Annotated in this window: 9 protein-coding genes; all 9 read left to right on the top strand. The window is 60.6% G+C overall.

Annotation, left to right across the window (positions count from 1 at the left end; all coding sequences use genetic code 11):
* The first annotated feature begins 216 nt into the window (after window positions 1-216).
* The 9 genes from ACYQ11_RS07245 (at window position 217) to ACYQ11_RS07205 (ending at window position 19,705) form a co-directional block, all read left to right on the top strand.
* Window positions 217-867, top strand: coding sequence for a PEP-CTERM sorting domain-containing protein (locus tag ACYQ11_RS07245; RefSeq protein WP_459923097.1), 651 nt, complete (start codon window positions 217-219; stop codon window positions 865-867).
* A gap of 470 nt (window positions 868-1,337) precedes the next feature.
* Window positions 1,338-2,117: a PEP-CTERM sorting domain-containing protein gene (locus ACYQ11_RS07240; protein WP_459923096.1), complete on the top strand. Its 780-nt coding sequence runs from the start codon at window positions 1,338-1,340 to the stop codon at window positions 2,115-2,117.
* Window positions 2,118-2,347: 230 nt separating this feature from the next.
* Entirely contained in the window at window positions 2,348-3,595 is a 1,248-nt protein-coding gene (locus ACYQ11_RS07235) for a substrate-binding domain-containing protein (RefSeq protein ID WP_459923095.1), read from the top strand.
* A 209-nt stretch (window positions 3,596-3,804) separates the two neighbouring features.
* Window positions 3,805-4,653 (top strand): peptidylprolyl isomerase, encoded by an 849-nt coding sequence (locus ACYQ11_RS07230; protein WP_459923094.1) that lies wholly within the window; start codon window positions 3,805-3,807, stop codon window positions 4,651-4,653.
* Window positions 4,650-5,960: a thioredoxin family protein gene (locus tag ACYQ11_RS07225; protein WP_459923093.1), complete on the top strand. Its 1,311-nt coding sequence runs from the start codon at window positions 4,650-4,652 to the stop codon at window positions 5,958-5,960. The genes ACYQ11_RS07230 and ACYQ11_RS07225 overlap by 4 nt, the downstream gene beginning before the upstream one ends.
* A gap of 16 nt (window positions 5,961-5,976) precedes the next feature.
* Entirely contained in the window at window positions 5,977-7,596 is a 1,620-nt protein-coding gene (locus ACYQ11_RS07220) for a ShlB/FhaC/HecB family hemolysin secretion/activation protein (protein WP_459923092.1), read from the top strand.
* Between the two features lie 195 nt (window positions 7,597-7,791).
* Window positions 7,792-17,487, top strand: a complete 9,696-nt coding sequence (locus tag ACYQ11_RS07215; protein WP_459923091.1) for a filamentous haemagglutinin family protein — start codon at window positions 7,792-7,794, stop codon at window positions 17,485-17,487.
* A gap of 11 nt (window positions 17,488-17,498) precedes the next feature.
* Complete coding sequence (locus tag ACYQ11_RS07210) at window positions 17,499-19,301, top strand: DUF2341 domain-containing protein (RefSeq protein ID WP_459923090.1); 1,803 nt, start codon at window positions 17,499-17,501, stop codon at window positions 19,299-19,301.
* The gene (locus tag ACYQ11_RS07205) at window positions 19,298-19,705 is read left to right on the top strand and encodes an ExbD/TolR family protein (RefSeq protein WP_459923089.1); all 408 of its coding nucleotides are present in this window, start codon (window positions 19,298-19,300) and stop codon (window positions 19,703-19,705) included. Before ACYQ11_RS07210 ends, ACYQ11_RS07205 begins: the two co-directional genes overlap by 4 nt.
* Window positions 19,706-19,719 lie beyond the last annotated feature (14 nt).

Below are 19,719 nucleotides of genomic sequence, written 5' to 3'. Positions count from 1 at the left end.
CATGCATTTCCATATCGGGCTGTGAAGTTTGTTTTACAATTTGACCGGCCGGTAGGTTTTAAAAATATTCAATTATCTGTTTTTATTTGTATTTGTCATTATATAGAAGTTTTGAAAGGTGGTCTGCTTTATGCAAACAATCGATGACATTGTTACCCATCATGCCGGGAGGACCCGGTGAGGCGATGATTCGGTCTGTTACAACAAGGAGTTGTCATGAAAAAAGAAGCGGTTTTTATTTTACTCATGCTCGCGGGCCTGTGTATCCGCGTTGACGCCTTGCCGCTGATAAATAACGATGGACAGGTCAAAGAAATCAATGGATATAAGGTGTATAACCGCGCGACTGCAGGGAATTACAGCACAGCCTTCGGAGGGTATGCGGGAGTGAGCTGGAGCGGATATTATATTGGTACCGTTGAAGGGAATGATGCCGTTCAGGGTTACGAGTCGTTGCGGGGCCTGCTCGCTTATTATCTTGATCGATCGGTACCGGACTATTCCATGACAACGGGAAAAGACGACTCCTCGTCCACAGGGGCTCTGACCGTTCAGGCTGACGACGACCAAAAAACGGGAACCTGGTCCCTCACGGCCTCCGATTCCTTGACAGGTGTATCCTTTTTCGTGGTCAAGGGTGCCGGCGAATATGCCGTGTATTATCTCGATCCCGTCATGACCGAAGGAAGATGGACCACGTCCCATCTGTTGACCCCCAAAGAAAAAAATCAGCCGGCCATATCCCATCTGACCGTGGCCTACAACGAGGCCGCCCCGGTTCCCGAACCCGCCACCATGATTCTTCTGGGCATGGGCCTGGTGGGCTTTGCCGGTTTCGGCCGAAAGAAAATCATCTCCAAAGCCTGACCTCCTCTTCGGGTTTTGTTTGAAAAAGGCAGGGCCTCGGCCCTGCCTTTTTTTCCCCGAGATCATTAACACAATCTTATCTTTACGCTCACATTTTCCAAACACGGCCCCACTAAATTCGGTCCCAACAAAGCGACATGGCAGCCGGTCACTCCCTCGGGCCGGAATTCCATAAAAAAATTAAACGGGTACTTCGATGACTTGATTCAAGCACCAGGAAGCCCGGAACCGGACCCTCGATACGGTCCCGTTTCGGGCTTTTTTTCTTGCCCGGAGCAGAACAGGAAGGAGGTGGTGCGATAGAGCGAGCAAACGGCATAAGCCGCCCGGAATCAAAAAACACATCCCTGGCAAGGCCAGGGTGGAGTCATGATAACACAACTCAGTTCACGTAAAAGAAAACGCTTCTGTATATTGGCTTGTAAATTGATAAACACACTTTGATTTGATTAGAAAAAAGGAGAACGACCATGAAAAAAATCTTGTTAGGTTTGACCATGCTTCTGACCGTCACCGCCTTCAGTGGCCCGGCTTTCGCCTATTTTGAACAAGGCAAGCTGATTCTCAGCGTGTACAATGAAAATGACATGGATCTTGGCGTGGATCTGGGTGACGCCCTTGCCCTTTCTCAGAACACGGCATCTAATGTGGTTCTGGCACAGGCCGGTACCGTTACTCTGGACAAATTTGGTGACAACGTGGACAGTTGGAGCGATCTGAGCGCAGCGGCTTGGGGTGGATTGATGAACACCGCGACAAATACGTATCAGATGTATATGGCTATGACTGAAACAATTTCACCTGCGCCTTCTACGAATATGGTCATGAATTTTTTCGCTGCAACTGCTGACACTGGTTTGACTGGTTATGGGGACAGTAATTTTGGCGAACAGTATGCTGTGATTGCTTCAACTGACATCAATTCTTACGATAACAAGCTCAATAGAGCATCAAATGCCCCCGGGACTTTCGCTGCTCTTAATGGTTCTGGGAATTATCGTTCAGAAGTTAACTTGGCCACACTGGAAACCCTCGGCTATGCTGATTTGAATCTTTATGCTTACGATTTGTTCAATAACCAAGCCGGCCTTGCTGGTGGGAATGCTCCCAATGCCGTAATCCGTATCATGGCTGACGGCGGTGTTCTGCTCAACCCCGGCACCACCCCCGAAGTGCCCCTGCCCGGTTCCCTGATTCTTCTCAGCTCAGGTCTTCTGGGCATGATCGGCATCCGCAGAAAGAACGCCTGATTGAACGGATAAGCCAAACGGTCACACCGGGATGATCCGGCTCACACCGGCCGGGGCTAGCGATTCAGGCACGCCGCCAAGGGCAGGGGTTATGAACCCAATGAAAGGAATGCGAAGGCTGCGGCGGGAACCCGTGATCATCCCACGATCATACGATGGAAAACCCGGTCGTCATCAGGACGACGCGAATAAGTAGGTCTAACGAACAAAAACAACAGGAGAGTAGAACAATGGTACGCAAAATCGTAAAATCCGCCGTTGCAGGCACCTGCCTCATGGCCATGGTCACCGCCGCCAACGCGGCCGAATACAACGTTAATATTTATGGTGCCTCAGCCCAGTACAAATTCTGGACCAGTGCGGCTCCGGAATTCCTGGCGGCCCAGGGCTGCGACGGAGCCGACATTCGTGTGGCCAAAGCCAAGATCAACGGCAAAAACCACGGTATCGCCTGGTGCGCCGGTAGCGTGGGCGTGAACGGTGTGACCGGCGACGGCATCAACGGCGACGGCCATGACTATTTTATCCGGTACACGGACAATGCCTCCTACGACGGCGTCATGGCTGTTCAGGACAACAACGACTATATCCCTTCTGCTGACGCCGCTGCCGGCTGCGATCTCGGTGAACGTCTGATGGCCGACGAAACCAACACCACCTGGGGTACCGTGGGTGCTGAAGGCACCGTTAACGGCGTGGTTCCCAAGGACGTCATCATCGGAGCCTCCGACGTGGCCGCCGAGACCTTCAACCAGAAAAGCAACGGCGACCTTCTGGGACCCAATGGCGGTGCCCCCACCAACCGCGATATCTCCGGTTTCACCATCGATCTCGATGACTATTACGCCTACCGCCCCATCGTGGTTCCCTTCGGATTCTTCGCCAATGAGAACGTTCCCTTTGACAACATGACCCGTCTGATGGCCACCTCCATTTTCAGCGGTCAGGTACTCAACTGGAACGAGTTTGGTGCTGAAGGTTCACTGCCCATCGTGGTTTGCCTCCGTCATGCCGGTTCCGGTACACACGCCACATTGGATGCCGCAGTCATGAGGGGTGATGTTGGACTTCTTCAGTCTCAGGTCCGACCCACTGATTTCCTTCATACATTCGGTTTCTCCCCGGTAGTTTGGTTCAACTCCGGCTCCGGTGATGAAATGGCCTGCATCACCAGCGCCGACGGGGCCGTGGGCTATGCCGATGCCGATGCCAGCGCTTCCGGCGTGAAGGCCATGGACTGGATGGGCGTGTCCGCCGCCAAGGAAAACATCGTGAACGGTCAGTACGATTTCTGGTCAAATCAGTGGCTGTACAGCAGCAAAAGCGAACCCGCAGAGATTGCTGACCTGGTGGCCGACCTGAACACCTATGCTTCCAACCCGGCCAACATGCCCGCTTCCCGGGCACCCTACTGGGCTGCCGAAGACGAGATGAAGGTGACCAAAGCCACGGATACGGCTTATCCCACCTTTAAGTAAGACCTGATCGGTAACAAACGCGTGTGAATGTGCCGGGGGGCTTTCCATTCATGGGAGGCCCCCCATTTTTTTTCCGGAACCGGCCCTTTCGATCTCATCAAAACAAAACCCCCGCCTAACATATGCCTTACAAACCCGTGGCAGATTACCACATTCCAAAGCCGGGCCAGTCCCGGTATCACCCTGAAACCGCAATGAATGGGATGGCTATGAAACGATACGTGAGAACGAAGGCGGCCTTTGGCTTGCTCGTTGTTCTGGGCCTTGCCTGGCTTTCCGGCTGCGCCACCTTGGGAAAGGGAAAAACCATCAGGCCCGGGGACCGTGTCGAGGTCCACCTGACCTGCATGACCGACGAGGGGCAGCTTTTGTATGACACTCATGCTGTTCCGGAGCGAACTGAGGAACAGCCGGACCCGGCTTCCCTTTTTTTCGGCCCGGCGGGCCCCGGGCCCCAGGTGCTGACGGCGGGAAGCGACGACCCCGGCCCCCTGGAAGGAAAGCTGAAAACCTTCGCAGGTGAGTTGAAGGCCCGCGTGGCGGTTCGGCTTCCGGGGATGACACCAGACGGAAAACAGACCCTGACCCTTGACAGCGCGGCCCCCGACGGTCTCACCGACGAGGACCGCTACCTGGCCCTGACCCTTCAGCGGCGCTACCCCCTGACCCGGACCGTGGGCCGGATTCCCTTTACCAAACAACTGGGCCGCGAACCCGAACCCGGCATGGACGGCCCGTCCATGGGCCCCCTCAAAACCCGGATCATCGCCGTGACCCCGGACCAGGTCACCTTCACCTTCGAGTTTACCGACGGAGACACCCTGCCCATGCCCTTCGGGCCTGGGCGGCTGTCCCATGACCCGGACGGTGAACACTACATCGTCGACATCGACGCCCGGGCCGGCCGGCCGGTGAAGATGGCCTCCCTCCTCGGGCAGATTGTCCGGGTCGGGGATGACCGGTTCGTCATCGATTACGGTCACCCCTTCGGAGGAAAAACCCTGACCTGTGATGTGGAGATTGTCTCCGTTCGATCACCCCAAGGAGAAAACCCATGATACGAGATATGCTTAAACGCTGGGTGGGCGGCATCGGCCTTGTCCTTTCAGGCCTTTTGTGCGTGAGCTGTACGGCCAGGTCCGCAGACCGGGCCGCCGAGCCCCGTCCCCCCCAGGCCGGGGACATGAACCGCCAACTGGAAACCGCCTTTAATAAGGTCCGGGACACGGGCCAGGCCAGCATCGATGTGTGGCCCGGGGAAGATCCGGAATTGGTCCAGACCGGGGACCTTGCCGCCATCACCTACGTCCTCACCCTCGACGATGGCACCCTGATCCGGACCAATGTGAGGGAGGCGGCCGAGCGCCACGGGCGGCTGGGGGACAGCGGGGTCATCTATTATTATCCCGACCCCGTGATGGTGGGAACCGGCGAGAAACATATGGATATTTCCGACCAGGTCATCGGCATGAAACCCGGCGAATCACGGCGGATTGTGCTGACCCCGGAAAATGGCGGACTTCCCGTGGCCCCCGACAACATCAAGCGGTTTACCCGGAAGCGGGACATGCCGGCGTTCATGAGCATGGCCCTTGCCGATTTCAGGCGTCAGTTCAAAACCGAACCTGCGCCCGGCGTCGCCATTCCGGTCACGCCCTATTTTATGTCCACGGTCCGTGGTGTGAGGGACGATCAGGTGTACATCGATTCGGACATCACAGAGGAAAAGACGGTGACCGACACCCTCGGCCGGACCCGGATCATGAGAGAAGGGGATGACATCGTGCTCGAACTCACACCGACCGTGGGCGCCCCCTTTGAAACCGGGGGGATGAGCGGACGGATCACGGCCGTGGACGACACCCATTTCACCGTGGATTTCAATCCCCCCCTGGCCGGCAAGACCCTTTTCATGGATCTTACCATCGATTCCCTGATCAAGGCCTCGGCCCTTCACGGCCGGTCCATCGAATGGACCCGTGATTACGACGAGGGGGTGGCCCTGTCCATGGCCGAACAGCGGCCCATGGTCTTGTTTCTCTACCGCGAGGGCTGTCCCTGGTGCGAGCGCATGGAAAAAGGGGTGTTCCCCGATCCCAGGCTCCAAAGCCTGTCGGAGGATTTTGTCTGGGTGTCGGTCAATTCCGGTGTCCGGACGGACATCAAGGAGCTGTTCGGACAGGAGGGTTTTCCCATGACCGTCCTTCTCAATCCGGACCAGACCATTTACCGGGAGCTCAAGGGATTCCGTGATCCCGGACGGCTCCGGCAGGAGCTTCTCATGTGGCATGACGATCGTTTGGCGGGCATGACGGTTTACGGCGGCGAGACCGCGGAACCGGGGTCTGGCCACTGTGATGAGTGAAAGGAACACGGCGGTGATGACAATGGGGCGTGTGCGGGCCGTGATCGGCGTGTGGGTCTGGCTGCTGTGTTCGGTATGGTTTGTTCCGGCCTTTGGTGATACCGGAGCCGAAGATCTTCGATTCGACATCGACGAGGTTCGTGTGACGGGGAGCACCCTTTTAGACGGCGCCGAGATCGACGCGGTGACAGGGGCCTTCATCGGACCGGGGAAAACGGCGGAGGATGTGGAAAAAATGCGGATGGCCGTCGAGCAGCGATTCCGGGAGGCGGGCTACCCCACGGTGCTGGTCAATATTCCCGAGCAGAGCGTCGAGGACGGGGTGGTGGACCTCACGGTGGTCGAGGGTCGCATCCGGCGGGTCCGGATCACGGGCAACCGGTATTTCACCATGGGCAAGATCGCCCGAGACCTGCCGATTTTTGCCCCGGGCGAGGTGCTGTATCTGCCTGAAGCGAAAAAGCAGCTTCACCGTGCCAACATGAATCCGGATCTGAAGGTCAAACCCGTTTTGATTCCGGGAAGGGAGCCCGGCACCGTTGACGTGGAACTGACCGTCACCGACAAGCTGCCACTGCACGGCAGCCTGGAGGTCAACAACCGGGCCTCGGCCAACACCTCGGATATTCGGGTCAACGGGGTGATTCATTACGACAACCTCTGGCAGCGGGAGCATTCCTTTTCCATCCAGTGTCAGACCGCGCCGGAAGAAACTGAAGAGGTCATGGCCCTGTCCGTGTCCTATCTGATCCATGCCCCATGGAACTACAGGCATCTGCTGGCCTCCTACGGGGTGTTGTCGGACAGCCGGGTGGCCTTCGGAGAGGGGTTTTCGGTCAAGGGGAAGGGGGTCATGGTCGGCGTTCGATACGTCATGCCGCTTGAAGGGTCAGAGACCTTCACCCACAACGTGACCCTGGGCCTGGACTACAAACGATTCGAAGACGCGCTGTCTTTTGGCGGCGAAGACGCCGGGGTCGATGTGACGCCCGTGTCTTATGTGCCCCTGTCCTTTGTGTATCAGGCCGCCCGCCTCGAAGGATCGTCCAAGACCACGGCCACGGCCGGTCTTACCCTGGTCCCCCGTGGGGTCGCCATGGACGTCGGGGAATACGAAAACAAACGTTTCAAGGCTCGGGGCAACCCCATTGTTTTCAAGCTGGGTCTGGAACACGCGGCCGGGCTTCCCTGGGGTTTCGGCCTCAATGTCCGGCTGGACGGTCAGATTGCGGACCAGCCCCTGGTGTCCAACGAGCAGTATTCGGCAGGCGGCATGGAAAGCGTCCGGGGGTATCTCGAAAGCGAATCGGCCGGTGACAATGCGGGCCTTGTTTCAGTGGAATGGGCCCTGCCGGATTTGGTGAGGCTGTTCTCGAAAAAGGAGGATGACGACAACAGGCCGTCCCGGTACAAATGCCGTCCCTATGTGTTTTACGACGGTGTGTACCAGACCATCCGGAACCCCCTGCCCGGCGAAGACCGATCCACCGACCTCCAGGGCGCGGGTGTGGGCGTCCGGGGCTATTTGACCCGGTACCTGGCCTACGGCTTCGACTGGGGCCAGGCCCTTTCCACCAACGGAGAGACCCGGGCCGGGGACAGTCGGGGGTATTTCAGGATCAAGGGCACGTTTTAAGTGACGGCTTCGAAAAACATCCGATATCTGTGTTACGCGTCATCCCTCGTCACTGCGGCGTACCTTTTAGTACGCCTCATTCCTTGCGGATTCGCAAGCCTTGATCTCGAACATTTTTCGAAGCCGTCCAAACATTGTCATTTTACGATGCCGTCATGAAAAGACGGAATAAACACAAAAGATCGGAGTGAGCGCATGAGATTCGGTCGTGGTAAGGACAGATGGCGAAAGGGGCTGGCCCTTCTGATGGTCGCCGTGCAGACGGGCTTTTACACCCCGGTTGCCCTGGGCGCCGGTCAGCCGGTGATTCCGGGCTATTACGGCAAGGATGCCGCCGGGCTGGTGCCTCCGTCGGTGACGGCCCTTCCTGTGGTCCGGAACGTGGTCCGGAACGCCACCCTGTCCCAGGCCACCGAAACCGAACTGGTGGTTCACCAGAGTGCGGACCACGCGGTGATCGACTGGGAAAGCTTCGACATCGGTGCCGCGGCCCATACCCGTTTCGACCAGCAGGGCCACGCGGCATGGTCGGTTCTGAACCGGATTCACGACCAGAACCCCAGCCGGATTTACGGCTCCCTCACCGCCGACGGGGCCGTGTACCTGATCAATCCCAACGGCATGCTGTTCAGCGAGGGCGCACGGATCAACGTCCATTCCCTGGTGGCTTCTTCCCTATCCATGGACGAGAACGATTTCTTGAGCCGCACCATTGCCTTCACATCCCAGGGCGCGGACGGCCTGGGTCCCACCGCCGCCGATGCCATTGTGGAAAACCGGGGCGCCATCGAGACCGACGTGAACGGCTGCGTTTATCTCTTGTCCCCCCATGTGGTCAATTCGGGCAGCATCGAGGCCCCGGTGGGCCGAATCGTTCTGGCCGCGGGCAGGGAGATGTCCTTTCTTCAGGAGGTTTCGAATGACGGAAAGACGCTGGTCGACACGGTGGACGTGACCTCGGACAGCCCGACGGACAACGTGGTCCTCAACGAGGCCGAAGGTCGGATCAGCTCAAACCTCGGCAAAATCGAGATGTACGGCTCCTGTGTGAACCAGCAGGGCCTGGTGCGGTCCGTCACCGCCATCAAAAAAGACGGCGAGATCATCCTCAAAGCCACGGATCGCATCATCACCGGCGAAGACAGCCGGACCCTGAACCTGATCAGCGATTCCGACGAGGAGGTCCATGACTCGTTCAAATTCGATCAGGGCAGGATAACCCTCACGGCGGGAAACGTCATCGAGCACCAGGGAACCCTGGTCAGTCCCGCCGGCAAGGTGGAACTCACGGCCGGTGACCGGATTTACCTGGGCGATCGAAGCCGAATCGACGTGGCCGGGGTCACGGCGGATCAGGACGCGTCGGACAGCCTGGTCACCGCCACGTTGAACAGCGTGGAACTTAAAGACGAACAGCACCAGAAAGACGGCATTCTGCGGGGCGAGGAGATTGCCTTTGTCCGGGAGGACGGGTCCGCCATCGGTGACGTGTCCGGCCATCTTGACAAGGAATTCAAGACCGCCGCCGAAGCGGCCGTCAGCGGCGGGCAGATCACTCTGGCGGCCCCGGACGGCGATATCATCGTCCGGGAAGGCGCGTCGCTCGATTTTTCCGGAGGCAGCGCCCACCATGAGTCGGGATTCGTGGACACCACCTGGCTGGCCTCCGGCGGCCGGGCCTTTTCCATCAGCGAGGCCCCTGATACCCGGAGCTACGACAGCATCCTGGGGTCTTATGAAAAGACCTACGCCCGGTACGGCATCACCGAGCGTTTTTCCGGCCTTTACACCGGCGGGGCCGCACCGGTCCGGACCTTTATCCGGGATTATCATACCGGAGCCGACGCGGGCCTGTTGACCATGAAGGCCCGCACCATCGTCCTTGACGGGGACCTGGACGGCACCACCCTGCCGGGGTTTTACCAGACCGACATCGGCGATCCCGAAGATGAGCTGATGCGGCAGATCGCCGCCGGGGTTGACCAGCCGGCCGGGGGTGAGTTCCGGATCGAGCAGGGCACCAGCCAGATCGTGGTTACCCCGGACGCGGCCCCCCTCCCTGCGGACTTCGACGCGGATTCGTCCCTGCCGGAGGCCCTTGTGTCCGATTACGCCACCGACGGCCACGCCATTTACAAGACCCTGCTGCCTTCGGAAACGCTTTCCCAGGCCGGACTGTCGGTGCTTTCCTTGAATGCCCTCACCGCCATCGATATCGAAGCCGGGGCCGAGATCACACTGGATTCATCCGGGCCGGCCTTAACCGGAAGTGAGTTTAAGGCGAGTGCCCGTACCATCTCCGTGGACGGCACGGTAAACGTTCCCGCAGGAACGATTCATATGTGGACGATCAACAACGCTTCATCAAACGAGGCGAGTCCTGATTATGTCCCAACGGATCTTATCGGCCCGGAGCGGATCTATGTGGGGGACCATGCCGTGCTGACCACCGCCGGTGAGACGGTGAACAACGCCCTGGCCAGATCCACGGGCGAGGCGTATCAATCGGCCCGGGTCACGGGCGGTTCCATCACACTCGAGGAAACAACCCTGGACAGCGATGGCCACAGCGGCGAGGGCGTGATTCTTCGGGAGGGGAGCGTCCTCGATGTGAGCGGGGGCTATGAGATTGGTGCAAACGGCGATCTTAGCGCCGGGGATGCGGGGATGATTCGTCTCATGGGCGCCAACCTGATTCTCGACGGGGACCTGCGGGCCTGGTCCATGGAAGGACAACATGGCGGGACGATTGAACTGATCGCGGAAACCGTGACCGTGGTTCCCGAGGACATCCGTGCCCCGCTGCCCGAAACCTTTGGCCGGGATGATCTGCTCGGGGACGCTGCCCAGGGGCTGATCCTGGACGACAACCGTCTGGATCAGACCGGAGCCGCCGAACTGGTGTTGAGGAGCTTTTTCGATCTGACCGTTGCGAGCGGCGTTGCGCTTGGCGTCCCGCACATCAAGGCGGCCCCGCCTCTTTCCGGCCGGGATGCCGCATTTGCTGATTCCGTTGGGAATTTTGTAGAGGTCTCGGCCGATGAACTCGGAAAAACGTCAATCATACTTAAGGCGGGACAGAAATCAGAGGAGGATGTTTTTTCCCGATCGCATCCGATCGGTGCACCGCTGGTTGACGGATTCGCAAATGAGGTGGCTGAAACAAAGGTGGCTATTGCCGAAAACAGTAAAATAACCTCAGCGCCATCGGGAACCATCACCGTTAAAGGCCCCGGTGTGGCGATCCATGGGACCCTGGAGGCCCCGGCCGGGACCATCACGGTGAGTTCGTCCAGAACGGATATGGAATTGCTGTTGGGCCCCACGGCCCGCATGCTGGCCCGGGGGTATCTGGCCCCCGACGACAGTGTTGCCGAAGATGACGGGGCTGTGGCGTATCTCCCCCTGGACGGCGGGAGCATCGTGATCGAATCCGCCGGGATGCTTCAGATGAACGAGGGTGCCCTGGTGGATGTGTCCGCAACGGACACCGCCGTCCGTGTGCTGACGGACGAAGAGGGACGGACTGTGCGCCGGACCGTGGCGGCCAATCCCGGGTCCGTGTCGATCTCCTTTTTTCGGGCCGAGGACGGAGAAGGCCAGACGACCCTTGCGGGGACCCTTCGGGCGGAGAATGCCGGTATCGACGGGGTGAGCGGCGGCGATCTGTCGATCCGGAAAACCCACACGGCTGAAGGCCTTGCCCTTTCGGAAACCATGATCGATGCTTTTCTTGCCGGCGGGTTCGACGCCCTGTCACTGGGAAGCGACCATTCGTTGACATTCACAGGTCCTGTCGATCTGGATGCGGGCCGGGTTCTCACCCTGGACACGCCGGAGATCCGGGCGTCGGGCGAGGCAGGGCAACGGGTCGATCTGTCCGCCAATGCCGTCCATCTGGTCAACAGCCGCATCGTTGCCAATACCGATCCGCGCATGGCGGTGACGGAAGGCGCCTCCCTGACCCTTTCCTCGGACGGGTACCTGGACATCGACGGACGGATGCTCGTCTCTGGCTTTGAATCCGTGACACTCAGGGCGGACCGGGATATTCTTGCCCAGGACCGGAGTTACATCCAGAACCTGCCACCTGGGTTTTCCTCAGGATACTACGGCGAATTTACCGTGAACGGGGACCTGACCCTTGTGGCCTCCCGGATCAGTCCGACCACCGCCTCGGAGTTCATCTTTCACAGCGACCGGACCCTCGCCACGAACCGGGGCGACGATCCCCACGACGGGGCGCTGTATTCGGCCGGCGGCCGCCTTGTCGTGGAAGCCGAAGACATTGTCCACGGCGGTGTTTTTTCGGCCCCCATGGGCGAGATCGTTCTGCGCGGCATCGATGGGACCCGGACGGCCCGCAGCATCACCCTCGAGAGCGGCAGCGTCATCGAGACGGGCGGGGATCAGCCGGTGTACTACGGCACCTATGACCCGGACACCATGGTCTGGAAAAAGCATCCCAGGGTGATCGATCGGGAAGGCCTGGCCTTTGAGGAACAGGCACTGGAAGAACTGCCCGAACGCAGCATCACAATAACCGGCGAGACGGTCCGCTCGGAGGAGGGCTCGCGCCTCGACGTGTCCGGCGGCGGAGCCCTTTTCACCTATCTGTTTCAACAGGCCGTGGAGGGGTCGGTGGACCCCCTCACAGCGACAGGCGCCCGGGTCCTGATGCCCGAGGCCGAGGTGTCCTCACCCGGCGAGCGGGTTTACCTGTCGGGCCGTGACGGGGTCCGTGCCGGCTATTACGTGGTCGTGGGCGAGGAATATGCCTTTGCCGACGGGGCCCTGGTGATCCGGGATCTGGGTCCGGCCGCGTCTTTGTCGGCATGTCAGACCACCTCTGAAGGCTATCAGGTTGCGGTGGGATATGATTCCGCCGAAGGACAGATCGGCCACGGCAGCCAGGCCAGACTCTTCGAGGTCCGCAGCGCCGCCGATGTGCTGAAAGAGGGGAACTACTCCTACGCCGAACGGACGGTCGACGACGCCGGAATTCTGTCCATCCTGGCCGCCACCAATCTTCTTTCGGCCACCCTGAACGGTTGGGGCGCGGCCGACGGCAAGGGCGGTTCCGTATCCCTTTCCGGAACCCGGGTCATTGTGGGCCGGGCGGACCTGGAGGACCTGACCGGCACCCTGGTGGTGGACGCGGACAGCCTGTCCGGGTCCGGCTTCACCGATGTGACCCTGGGCCACGGCCAGAGCACCGAGAGCGTCCGGGTCACCGAAAACAGCCTTGTGTCCGTGGAGAACCTGACCCTTGCGGCCCGGGACCTGATCACCGTCGAAGCCGGGGCGGCCATCGACTCGGGCCATGACGGGACCGGGACCGTCAGCCTCCTCACGGAGGACGGCCATCTGGCAGTGGAAACGGGGGCCAGCGTGACGGCCGGGGAGCACCTGACCCTGTCCGGAGCCTCCATGGACATCGACGGCACCATCGGGGTGGATTCTGGAACCCTTACCCTCGAAAGCGACGCGATTGCCTTTATTGCCCAAGGATCGGAGAACGGCACGGGGCCCGTCGGCCTCACCGTGGACGAGAGTCTCTGGACCATGATCAGCGGGAGCCACTCCCTGGAATTTCTGAGCCGAAGCGACATGACCCTGGATCGCGGCCTGGCCCTTCACGGACAACGGTCTCTGCTGCTTGACACCGCGACCCTGTCGGTCATCGACGGCCCGGTCGGCGCCGGGACGGAGACCCTGATCAGCGCCGACAGCCTGACCGTGAGGAACAGCGGGTCCGCCGAACCCGGGGCTCTTTTTCCCGTGGCCGGTGATCCGGAAGGAGAACTCACCCTCCAAGGTCGGACGGACCTGACCGTGGCCTTTGCGCCCCGGGCGGCCGGCGCCGATGAAACCGGCGTGTCCCGGACCCTGGCCGTGTCCGGGGTTACGAAGACCATTCTTTCAGCCGGGGACACCCTGACCATGGAAGGCCAGGGGACCCTGTCGATCGGCGACGGTAATCTTGACCTGAAAGCCCCCGTGATCACCGGGGGCTTGAGCAGGGTCACCGGAGAAGACGGCGAAACCCTATACAAAACCCCCGATGTCCGTGTGGCCCTTGGAAACGGGGCACTTTCGATTTCTTCCATAGCTGGTGAGGGCCATGTGGATTCCGTGGGCGGAAACCTGGCCTTTTCCGCCCGGTCGATCACCCACACGGGCCGCATTGTCCTTCCGGCCGGTCACGTTTCCATGGACGCCACGGGCGGGGCGGAGCAAAACATCGTCCTGGAGACGGGCAGCCTCATCGATGTTTCCGGCACTGAAACGGCTCCGGCCGGGGCGGTGTCACTCGGAACGGACCATGGCAGGGTGTCCGTCAACGCCGGAGCGACCATCGATGTTTCGGCCGGAACCGACGGCTCGGCCGGGTCCCTGACCATCCGGAGCCCCGAAGGCCAGGCCGATCTGGCCGGGAATCTTGTCGTCACGGGCGGCGGCGGGTCCCTGTGGGTCGACGTGCTGGGGACGTCGGATGCGGCGGCCCTGATCTCGTCCATGGCGGGTCTGGACGGGGCGGTTTACCTGCGGTCCCGGACCGGCCATCTGGACCTGACCTCAGATGTCACGGCCCGTGACCTGACCCTGGTGGCCGACCAGGGCGACATCACCGTCAGAAACGGCGTGACCGTCGATGCTTCCGGGGAAACCGGAGGCGGCATCGGCCTTTTTGCGGGCGAGAACCTGAACCTGAATTCGGGAAGCACGCTCAAGGCCATGGCAACAGACGGGGACGGCGGCACGGTAAATCTGGCCGCCCGACGGGGTAACCTTACCTTTGCGGACGGCGCGACCATTGACGTTGGCGGGTCCGAGGCCCATGACGGGGGGCGGGTCACGTTCAGCGCCAGTCGGGCGGGTGGCAACGAGGTGGCCATGGCCCTTGACGGAACCATCGCCGGGGCATCTGCGGTGACGGTGGAGGCCCGGACAACCGAACATTGCCAGACCGTGGACGCGGCGGCGATATCAACCCTGAGAGACGGGACCCAGGCCTACATGAACGCGGCGACGGCGGCGGGCACCTGTGACCGTCTGTTGTCGGGCCTGACCCTGGATGACCCGGACCTGTTTCATTTTACCCCCGGCATCGAGATAAAGAGCGACGGGGACTTGGACCTGACGGCCCTGATGGACCTCAACACCTTTTCGGACCAGGTGGGCACCCTGACCCTCAAAGCCGACGGGGACCTGACCCTCACGCGGAGCCTTGTGTCCCATCCCACGGCCTTGGCCGACCTGGTGTCCGGCGTCACGCCCGATTCCTGGAATGTCACCCTGGTTGCAGGGGCCGATGCGTCTTCGGCCCATGACCTTGCCGTCAAAGAAAGCGGAGCGGACGGCGCCCTGACGGTGTCGAACGGGGCCATGGTCTATTCGGAAAGCGGCGATATCCGGTTTGCAAGTCGTCTGGACACGGTCCTGGGCACCGGCGCGGCCCAGACCTATTCGGTGAAAAATCCCATGAACTGCGCCATCGCGACCTTTGACGGCGACATCGAAGGCAAGGTGGGCGGCACTCTGTCTGTGACCGGCAGCGCCATCCAGACCGGCACCGGTGACATCGACCTGTCCGTGGGCGGGGATCTCCGGCTGAACCGTCAAAGCGGCATCCGGGCCTCCATCCGGACCACCGGTGAGGCTCCGGAGGCTATCCCCGCAGATTATGTTGCAGCCTCCCGCCATGATCTGACCTTTCTGTATTCAAACGGCGGGGACATTCATATCAGAACGTCCGGAAACATCGAGGGATCACCGGCCACGGGAACCTGGGGCGACAACGCGCCGGTCCTTCGAAGCGACGGGACCCGGGAGGTGGTCTGGTCCGCCAACTACGGCGACGGCAGTTTGACCAGCACGGGGATTCTGACCATGGCCGGGGGGGATGTGAGCCTTTGGGCGGACGGAAACATCACGGCCCAGACCGGCGCCTTCGGTGAGGGGGATCTGACGGTCCGGGCCGGGGGGGACCTGAACGGCCGTTTCCTGGTCAGTGAAGGCAGGGGCCGTTTGTTCAGCGCCGGGAATTTCGGGACCCTGGCCCGGTATCCGGACCAGACCCTGGAACTCATGGACGGCACCATGAACCTTTACGCCCAGGGCCGGATCATTCTGGGCAGCGTGGTCAGCCCGTCCCTGGTGGATTTTTACGAGGCGAATTCGGGCTATCTCTACTGGAACCCCGGCTACACCGAAACCTCGGCGGCAACGGTTCAGAGCGGTTTGGGGGACATCTCGTTTTCCGGCGACTCGGGTTATGTGGACCTTCGAACAGGTAATATTGCCGGCATGGAAAACCTGCTGCCTCCCTCATTGACTTTGAATGCGGGGGGGGATCTTCACATCACCGGCACCCTGTCTTTGTTTCCATCGTCTGACGGCAATCTCTGTCTGTCCGCCGGGGGCAGCATTGATGGATACGGCAAGATAATCAACATGGCTGACACCGCCATGGCCGAGGTCTATGAAACGATGTATTCCCGGAGTGATACGGCCATTCTTGCGCGTCGGAACCTGTTGACTGGAAACATCATCACAAACTCCGACAGGCTCCATCTGACCGACACCGCCCCCATACGGATCGATGCCGGCGGGGATATCGACAGCATCACGCTGTTTTTGCCCAAACAGGCCGAAATCACGGCGGGCCGGGATATGGTGAACCTGGTGCTCGACGGGCAGAACCTGAACGAGGGCGACCGGACTCTGGTCAAAGCGGGCCGGGACATCGTCTTCGGCACGGCCCTGGGCGCGAAATACGGCAGCAATACCGCCATCGAGCTTTCCGGGCCGGGGACCCTGGCCGTCCTGGCCGGGGGCTCCATCGACCTGGGCACCTCCACCGGCATCGTCTCGGTGGGCAATGTCCGAAACACAGACCTGCCGTCGTCGGGCAGCGACGTGGTGGTGATCAGCGGTTACGACGATCCCTTTGCCCTGACCGATCCGGACCGGGAGCTTTCCGCCTTCTTCGATGTGCTGCGTGAGGAGGGTAAGCTCTATTCCGATGCCCTGGGTGAGGATGACACCGAGGTGGACGATCATGTGACGCTGGCCAGGGACACGCTCATCGCGACCCTGGGCGAGGATTACGCCACACGCCCCGACGGGGACATCGACATGATCCGGTCCCGGATCGCCACCGCCGGCGGGGGCGACATCGCCGTTATCGCCGCCGGGGACATCAACGTGGGCCAGACCGTGATCGGCAACACATCCGAACTCAGTAACGGCATCAACACCCAGGCCGGGGGCGATATCCGGGTCTTTTCGGTGGGCGACATGAACATCAACGAATCCCGTCTGATGACCTGGTACGGCGGAGATATCACCTTGTGGGCCGATCTGGGCGACATCAACGCCGGCCGGGGCTCCCGCACGGAAATCAGTCCGGGCTCCAAGAGCGTGGCGTGGGATGAAAACGGCGTTCCTTACGAGGTCATCGTTCCCGCGGCCTCGGGCAGCGGGATCAGGGCCCTCACCTACGACCCCGACGGCCTGGAAGGCCCCCTGGCCAAGGCCGACCTGGGCGACGTATACCTGTTCGCTCCCACGGGCATCATCGACGCGGGGGAGGCGGGCATCGCGGGCAACTCGGTGTACCTGGGGGCCCGGACGGTTCTGAACGTGCAGAACATCAGTTTTTCCCAAGGGGCCGTGGGCGTTCCCATGGGATCGGAAAGCAGTGTGAATCTGGGCGCCATCACCGGCGCCGGCAGCCTGGGTGCGGCCAACCAGATCAGCGACAGTGCCTCGGCTCTGGCGGCGGTGAACAAGGCGTTCGCGGAAAGCGCGGACAACATGGCGGATACCTTCCTCCCCACATGGCTGCGGGTGGAATTCATGGGTTTTGATGTGGATGATTTGTAAGGATGAGGAGAATGATGCGGATACGGACACGTGTTGAAAAAACGGTGGGGCGGCTTGTGAGACTCCTTTTGGCGGCATGCCTGATCCCGGCCTTGGGTTCGGTGGTTTTCGCCGGGGAAGGCTGGTGGAACGAGGATTTCCAGTATCGGAAAAAAATCACCCTGGACACCACCCCCTCGGGGGCGGACATCCAGAGCAACCTAAGCGAGGTGCCGGTTCTGGTCCGGCTCCATCCGGGCAACATGAATTTCACCAATGCCCTGGAAAACGGTGAGGATATCCGCTTTGTCATGGCCGACGACAAGACGGTGCTAAGCCATCATCTGGACAGTTACGACGGCCTGGGGGAAATCGGCGCCGCCTGGGTGCGTCTGCCCAGGGTCTCCGGCAATTCGGGCCTCGATTATTTATGGATGTATTACGGCAACAAAAAAGCCATGGGCGGCGGGGATGCCCGGGGCACCTTCGGCAGTGACGCCGCGGTTTTTCATTTTACCGAATCCCGGGGACTGCCCGCCGACAGCTCGATGCTTTCCGTACCGGTCGACCGTTTTTCCGGGGGCCAGGGCCTGCCCGGCGTCATCGGCAACGGGCTGTCCTTCAACGGCCTCAGCGATCAGATGGTCATAAGGTCCCATCCGTCCCTGGACATGTCCGGGGGGTTCACGGTGTCCGCCTGGGTGAAGATTCCCACCTTTCTCGAGGACGCGGTGCTGTTCGAACGCAAAGGGGATCAGGCGGATCTCGTCATCGCCATCGCCCAGGCCGAACTCTATTGCACGGTGACCCTGGCCGACGGCCGGGTGATCAGCACGGAAAAAACCGCCGGGCTGTCTCCGGGCTCCTGGCATCCCGTGGCCGTGACCGGCAGCCCGGACGGCGTCATCGCCATCCATGTGGACGGCATCCGCATCGACTGGGTGAACCTCAATCAGAAACTGCCCGTCTTCAATGGCGACATGGCCGTGGGGGCCTCCCTTGAGGGTGACCGGTTTTTCACCGGCGAGCTGGATGAGTTGAGGCTCTATTCAACGGCGCTGTCCGCCGACCGGATCCGCCTGGACTTCGCCATTCAGGGCCAGGACCGCCCCTGCCTGTCTTTGGGTGAGGAAATGATGAACGAGGGCGGCGGCAGTCCGATTTTCTACCTGGGCACGGTGTTCAAAAACATCACCCTGGACGGCTGGCTGATCATCGTGATCCTGATGGTCTTAGGTGTGATGAGCGGGGCCGTGATCGTGATCAAGGGCATCACCTTTCACATGATGACCAAAGAAAACCGTTTTTTCCGATCGGCCACGTCAAGCCGGGACGACAGCACCCTCTTCGCCGCCCGGGCCATGGAAGGCCAGTACGGGTCTTTGCTCCGGATTTACAATACCGGGATGGATATTCTCGAACCCTGGGTGGGAAAGGGTGACACGGCGGCTCCCTTGTCCTCCCACCAGATCGAGCAGTTCAAGTCCGGCCTGGAAAAGGGCCTGATCGATGAAACCGTTCGGATGAACGACTGGATGACGGTTCTGACCATGTCCATTTCCGGCGGGCCCTTTCTCGGCCTTCTGGGTACGGTCTGGGGGGTTATGAACACCTTCGCCGCCATGGCCGAAGCGGGCGAGGCCAACATCATGGCCATCGCTCCGGGCGTGGCCTCGGCTTTGTCCACCACGGTGTTCGGCCTGATCGTGGCCATCCCGGCCCTGTTCGGTTACAACTACCTGAGCACGCGGATCAGACAGACCACCATCGATCTGAACGTGTATGTGGACGAGTTGACGCTCCAGGTCAACCGGATGTTCGGAGGTGAACGATGAAACGGGATTTTTTTCAACTGGAAAGCTTCAATGACATCAACGTGACGCCGCTGCTGGACCTGGCCTGGACCCTTCTGGTTGTGTTCATCATCGCCATCACGGCGGCGGTCCAGGGCATCAAGGTCAATCTGCCCAAGGCCAGCAATACGCCCAGCCTGGTCAAGCCCAAGACCAAGTCCGTCACCATCCATGAAAACGGCCAGATCTACCTGGATGCCTATCCGGTGAGCCTTGCCGAACTGGAAACCCAGCTGGCCCAGTACCGGGCCGCCGATCCGGAGCTGCCGGTGGTTATCAAGGGCGATGAAAAGATTTATTACCAGAAGGTGATTTCCGTGCTGGATATCATGCAGAAGCTTGAAATCACGCAACTGGGTCTGGTGACCCAGAAGCTGGTCAAGTGACAGGCGGGAGGCGT

Source organism: Desulfatiferula olefinivorans, assembly GCF_054657895.1.
The sequence above is the reverse complement of the archived record's forward strand: the minus strand, read 5'-3'. Positions and strand labels throughout refer to the sequence as shown.

Bases quoted from the DNA above. Each gene is read 5' to 3' on its own strand.
- ACYQ11_RS07210 (WP_459923090.1), top strand. From the start codon at position 17,499: ATGATGCGGATACGGACACGTGTTGAAAAAACGGTGGGGCGGCTTGTG.
- ACYQ11_RS07240 (WP_459923096.1), top strand. From the start codon at position 1,338: ATGAAAAAAATCTTGTTAGGTTTGACCATGCTTCTGACCGTCACCGCC.
- ACYQ11_RS07235 (WP_459923095.1), top strand. From the start codon at position 2,348: ATGGTACGCAAAATCGTAAAATCCGCCGTTGCAGGCACCTGCCTCATG.
- ACYQ11_RS07220 (WP_459923092.1), top strand. From the start codon at position 5,977: ATGACAATGGGGCGTGTGCGGGCCGTGATCGGCGTGTGGGTCTGGCTG.
- ACYQ11_RS07215 (WP_459923091.1), top strand. From the start codon at position 7,792: ATGAGATTCGGTCGTGGTAAGGACAGATGGCGAAAGGGGCTGGCCCTT.
- ACYQ11_RS07205 (WP_459923089.1), top strand. From the start codon at position 19,298: ATGAAACGGGATTTTTTTCAACTGGAAAGCTTCAATGACATCAACGTG.
- ACYQ11_RS07230 (WP_459923094.1), top strand. From the start codon at position 3,805: ATGAAACGATACGTGAGAACGAAGGCGGCCTTTGGCTTGCTCGTTGTT.
- ACYQ11_RS07225 (WP_459923093.1), top strand. From the start codon at position 4,650: ATGATACGAGATATGCTTAAACGCTGGGTGGGCGGCATCGGCCTTGTC.
- ACYQ11_RS07245 (WP_459923097.1), top strand. From the start codon at position 217: ATGAAAAAAGAAGCGGTTTTTATTTTACTCATGCTCGCGGGCCTGTGT.